Source organism: Sphingomonas sp. (assembly GCF_040398505.1).
GTDB lineage: Bacteria > Pseudomonadota > Alphaproteobacteria > Sphingomonadales > Sphingomonadaceae > Sphingomonas.
Genome location: NZ_JBBATX010000009.1, coordinates 38,850 through 44,232 on the forward strand (window position 1 = coordinate 38,850; position 5,383 = coordinate 44,232).

At 66.3% G+C, this 5,383-nt stretch carries 4 protein-coding genes; all 4 read right to left on the reverse strand.

What is annotated here, in order from left to right; genetic code table 11:
• Positions 1-387: 387 nt before the first annotated feature.
• The 4 genes from ABWP09_RS02575 to ABWP09_RS02590 are packed head-to-tail and all read right to left on the reverse strand — an operon-like array spanning position 388 to position 5,199.
• Positions 388-1,221, reverse strand: coding sequence for an EamA family transporter (locus tag ABWP09_RS02575; RefSeq protein WP_353203598.1), 834 nt, complete (start codon positions 1,219-1,221; stop codon positions 388-390).
• Positions 1,222-1,271: 50 nt separating this feature from the next.
• A complete protein-coding gene (gene pip, locus ABWP09_RS02580) occupies positions 1,272-2,225 on the reverse strand; it encodes a prolyl aminopeptidase (protein WP_353203599.1) in 954 nt (317 codons plus the stop codon).
• Positions 2,226-2,261: 36 nt separating this feature from the next.
• Entirely contained in the window at positions 2,262-3,554 is a 1,293-nt protein-coding gene (locus tag ABWP09_RS02585) for a metal-dependent hydrolase family protein (protein WP_353203600.1), read from the reverse strand.
• 55 nt (positions 3,555-3,609) lie between these two features.
• The gene (locus ABWP09_RS02590) at positions 3,610-5,199 is read right to left on the reverse strand and encodes a cisplatin damage response ATP-dependent DNA ligase (RefSeq protein WP_353203601.1); all 1,590 of its coding nucleotides are present in this window, start codon (positions 5,197-5,199) and stop codon (positions 3,610-3,612) included.
• Positions 5,200-5,383: the final 184 nt, after the last annotated feature.

Genomic DNA, 5,383 nt, shown 5'->3' on the forward strand with positions numbered 1-5,383 from the left:
CGCTTGCCGACGCCCGCACGCTCACCCCGCAAGCGCAGTCGGACTGGCTGGCGGGATGGGTGGAGTAGCGGGGGACGGTTTGCGCCCAGTTGAAGCTCGAAATGCTCCCCCGCCAGGGGAAGGATTGCGCGGGATCAGATGTCCGCTCCCCACAACAACCTAACATCCGCTGTCCTACCCGATCCGAGTCTGTCACCATCGCCCCGGCTCTTTCAATCCGTCGATCCACCACCCCGCGCACCGTCCACGCAAGAAGGACGCCGATGGTGCGACTCTGTGTGACTTTAGCGCAAAGCGTCGGGTGCTCTCCGACACGCGATGCCCGCCCGCGCACGGACCTTGAACACCGCGTTTACGCCTAACCTTAGCCTAACCTTCCGCGCCCACTCACCCCACCAGAATCAGCGCCGCGCCCGCCAAAATCCCGAGCACGCCAACCACCCGCCCCCAGGTCGCGCGTTCCTTCAGCACGAGGATCGCGATCAGCAACGCGGTCACCATCCCCGTCTCGCGCAGCGCGGCGAGCGGTGCGGTCGGCCCCAGCGACAAGGCGTAGAGCGCGCCGCCATAGGTGAACACCGACAGCAGCCCCGCGATCATCCCCGACTTCCACTGCGCGCGCGCCGAGGTAAAGATGCCGCCCCGCGTCAACACCCCGAACAAAACGACCACGACGAAGCCCATCTGCACGAAGACCCACACGATATAGCTCGCCGGGCTGGGCGCGGCGCGCACCCCCATCGCGTCGATCACGGTGTAGCTCGCAATCAGCGCGCCGGTCAGCAGTGACCAGCCGAGCGCTGCGCGCCCGATATGCTTGCCCGACACCATTACGAACATCGCGACCCCGATCACCGCGATCCCGGCGATCTGCCCGTTGGTTGCATGATCCCCCAGGATGCCGATCGACACCCCCGCGGTGATCAGCGGCGCTGTCCCGCGCAGCACCGGATAGACCGCCGAAAGGTCGCCGATCGCGTAGGCACGAACGAGCGCATAAAGATAGAAGGCGTGCAATACCGCACTCGCCGCGAGCCAGCCCCATGCGCCGATCGGCCACGGCACGAAGGCGATCGCGGGCAGCAGGATGACCGCGCCGGTCGCATCGGTGATGGCGCGGCCGGCCGCTTTGTCCTTGCCACCCTTGACGATCGCGTTGACCACAGCGTGGATCGACCCGGACGCGATCATCAGCAAGGCGGCTAGCGTGAACGGGGCCATCGACCGCGCCTGCCCGTCGCCGCGCCCCGAAGCAAGCGCCCTGCAAGCGCTCAGCCGTCGGCGAAGCGATCGGTCGCGCGGATCAACTGGTCGAGGATGCCGGGTTCGTTATAGGCATGGCCCGCGCCCTCGATCAGATGGAAATCGGCCTCGGGCCACGCCTTGTGCAGCGCCCAGGCATAGCGTGCCGGGCATGGCATATCGTAGCGGCCATGGACGATCGTGCCGGGAATGCCGCTGAGCCGCCCGGCATCGCGCAACAATTGGCCGTCTTCCAGCCACGCGTCATGCACGAAGAAATGGTTCTCGATCCGCGCGAAGGCGAGCGCGAAATGGCCGTCGCTAAACGCCTCGGACAGCGCCGGATCGGGCAGCAGCGTGACCGTCTCGCCCTCCCACAGCGTCCACGCCTTGGCCGCTTCCAATTGCCGCGCCGTATCGTCGCCGGTCAGCAACCGCCGATACGCCTGCAGCAGGTCGCCGCGCTCTTCGGGGGCGATCGGGGCGACGAACGCTTCCCATTTGTCCGGGAACATTTCGGACACGCCGAACTGATAATACCAGGCGAGTTCCGGTCGCGTCGCGGTGTAGATCCCGCGCAGGATCAGCGCACTGGCACGCTCCGGATGCGTCTCGGCATAGGCCAAGGCCAGCGTCGACCCCCACGATCCGCCGAACACGAGCCAGCGGTCGACCCCGACCATCGCCCGCAGCCGCTCGATATCGGCGACGAGATGCCATGTCGTGTTCGCCTCGAGCGACGCGTGCGGCGTGGAACCACCGCAGCCGCGCTGATCGAACAGCAGCACGTCATAGCGCGCCGGATCGAACAACTGCCGGTGGCTCGGCGAAATGCCGCCGCCCGGGCCACCGTGCAGGAACACCGCCGGCGTGCCGCCCGGCGTCCCGCACCGCTCATAGGCGATGACGTGCCCGTCGCCGACGTCGAGCATCCCCGTCGCATAGGGTTCGATCTCGGGGTACAGCGTGCGGAAGTCGGTCATCGCCGAGGGATACCCCGCGCGACTTCCGCTGTCACGTCACCGCATCGGGATTACGCGGCCCTGCACCATCACATAATTGACGTGCGTCACCGCCGCCGGATCGACCAACGGATCGCCCGTCACCGCGATCAGATCGGCCGATTTGCCGACATCGAGCGTCCCCGTCTCCGCCGACAGGCCGAGCAAATCGGCCCCGCCCTTGGTCGCGGCGATCAGCGCGTCGCGCGGCGTCATCCCGCCCTTGCTCACCATCAGGCCGAGCTCCTCGCCATTGCGGCCATGCGGTAAGACCGCGGCATCGGTGCCGAGCGCGATCGGCACGCCGGCCTTATACGCGCGGTTGAGGCCCTTGCCCCACACCGCCAGCGTGGCGCGGCCCTTCGCCTCGGTATTGGCGGTATAGCGCCCGGTGCCGAGATACATTTGCAAACCGCTGAACGCCATCAGCGTCGCGCTGTAATAAGTGCCGTGCGCCTTCATCAACGCGACCCCGGCATCGTCGATGAAGGTGCCATGCTCGATCGAATCGACCCCAGCGCGCACCGCCGCGGCAATCCCCTTGGCACCATGCGCATGCGCCGCCGCCTTCAGCCCCAATTGGTGCGCGGTGTCGCAAATCGCTTTCATTTCCTCATCGGTGAAATGCTGTTCGAGCCCGATCTTGCCATCGTCGAGCACGCCGCCGGTCGCGTGGAATTTGATCACATCGACGCCATACGCCGCGATCCGCCGCACCGCCTTGGCGCATTCCTGCGGCCCGGTGCAAACCCAGAACTGCTCGCCCGTCGCATCGATCGCGGCACGCAAATCGGGGTTGAGGCCGACCGTGCCATCGCCATGCCCGCCGATGATCGACAGCGCCGGCCCCGCCACCAGGATCCGCGGGCCGGGGAAGCTTCCTTCCTTCACCGCATCGCGCATCGCCAGGCTGGCAAGTGGCCCGCCGCCCAGATCGCGTACCGTGGTAAAGCCGGCGCGCGCGGTGATCAGCGCGTTCTTCAGGCCGACCGTCGCGGCATAGGGTTCGGAATATTTCGGGGTCAGCCCCTGATACCACGGCTCGCCCGCATTGCCGGTCAAATGGACATGCACGTCGATCAAGCCGGGCAAGACGGTCTTATCGCGCATGTCGACGACGGTCGCACCGTCGGGCGCGGTCGCGCCATCGTCGATTCGCACGATCTTGCCGTCGGTAACAATCACGGTCGAGGCGCCGCGCTCGGGCTTGGCGGCATCGATGATCAAATGCCCCGCCTGGATCGCAAAGGTTTCGGCGTTTGCCGTGGTTGCGGTGAGCAAAGCCATCGCGGCGATCAGAAAGGTGCGCATCGTTTTCCCCTTATTTTGTAAGCAACGTAGAAGGTTGCACGCACAAGTCGAGGGCTCAGACGATCATCCGCTTGAGGCCGGCCACCGTATCGGCTTCGCCCGCCGGCTTGTCGGTGCGGATGCGCGCGATCCGCGGGAAGCGCATCGCGACCCCCGATTTGTGGCGCTTCGATGTGTGGATCGAATCGAACGCAATCTCGAGCACCAGCGTCTTTTCGACCTCGCGCACCGGGCCGAAGCGTCCGGTCGTATGGTTGCGCACGAACTGGTCGAGCAGTTTCAATTCCTCATCGGTGATCCCCGAATAGGCCTTGCCGACCGGCAGCAACTCGCCCGACTCGGTCCAGCAGCCGAAGGTATAGTCGCTGTAGAAAGACGACCGCCGCCCGCTCCCACGCTGCGCATACATCATCACGCAATCGGCGGTCAGCGGATCGCGCTTCCATTTGTACCACAACCCGGTCTTGCGCCCGCCGACATAGGGTGAATCGCGCCGTTTGAGCATCACCCCTTCGATCGCCGCATCGCGCGCCCCGGCGCGGATGTCTTCGAGCGCGGTGAAATCCTCCGCCGCGATCACCGTGCTAAGGTCGAACCGCCCGGAATCGAGCGCCGCTGCGAACGCTTCAAGCCGCCCCCGGCGCTGCTCCCAAGGCAAGCCGCGAAGGTCTTCCGCCCCATCGAACAGGATATCGTAGAGCCGTACGAACGCCGGCGCCTCGGCCAGCATCTTCGCCGACACGATTTTCCGTCCAAGCCGCTGCTGCAGCGCGTTGAAGCTCGCCGCCCCGCCCTCCTCGGTCGCCGTGCCTTGCGCGTCGCCCTTCACCATCAACTCGCCGTCGAGCACGCCGGCGCTCCCGAAATCGCGCGCCACCTCGGGGAAACTTGCGGTGATGTCGTCCCCCGTGCGGCTGTAGAGCCGGGTCTGCCCCGCGATGTGGACGATCTGGACACGAATGCCGTCCCATTTCCACTCGGCGGCATAATCGGCGAGATCGACGCGCAAATCCTCCAGCGGGTGCGCCAGCATGAACGGGCGGAACACCGGTACATCGGCAGCGCTTGGCTGCGCACCCCTGCCCTCGGCCCAATCGAACAGCGCGGTGTAGGGCGCGTCGATGCCGTGCCACACTTCCTCGACCGCCTCGACATCGAGGTCGAACGCTTGCGCCAACGCGGTCTTGGCGAGCCGCGACGACACACCGATCCGCAGAGCCCCGGTCGCCATTTTGAGCAAGGCGAAGCGCTCATCGGCATCGAGCCGGTCGAGCATCCCAGCCAGCACCGCAGGCGTGTCGGATCGGGAAAGGACAGAGAGTCGATCGACCGCTTGCGCGATGCGCAGCGGCTCGGGCTCAGCCACGACCAGCGGGGTCGGCCACAACAAGGCAATGGTTTCCGCCGAGTCACCGACATAGTCGCGGCTCATCCGGTACAGCACCGGATCGACCCGCGCCTCGATCAGCGCGCGGATCACCGCGGGTTTCACGCCCGGCAGATCGAGCGCGCTGGTCAACGCCGCCATCGCCCAGCCGCGATCGGGATCGGGCGTCGCGCGCAGATAATCGACGATCAGCTTGAGCTTGACGTTGCGGGACCGCGTGTAGATCAGACGGTCGAGGAGATCGGCAAAGGCGCGCATGATGCGCTAACATGGGCGCGGGCGGCGCGTTCCGCCAGCGCCCATGCCAATCACGTGCCTCAGCCGGCGCGACCGCGCTCGCCATCGCGCGCTTATCCCGCAGCCGCGGCGAGTCCGGCTACTGGGATGGATGACGGATCACCGAAACCCTACGCCGTGCCACCCGTGCCGCATTGTAATCTCA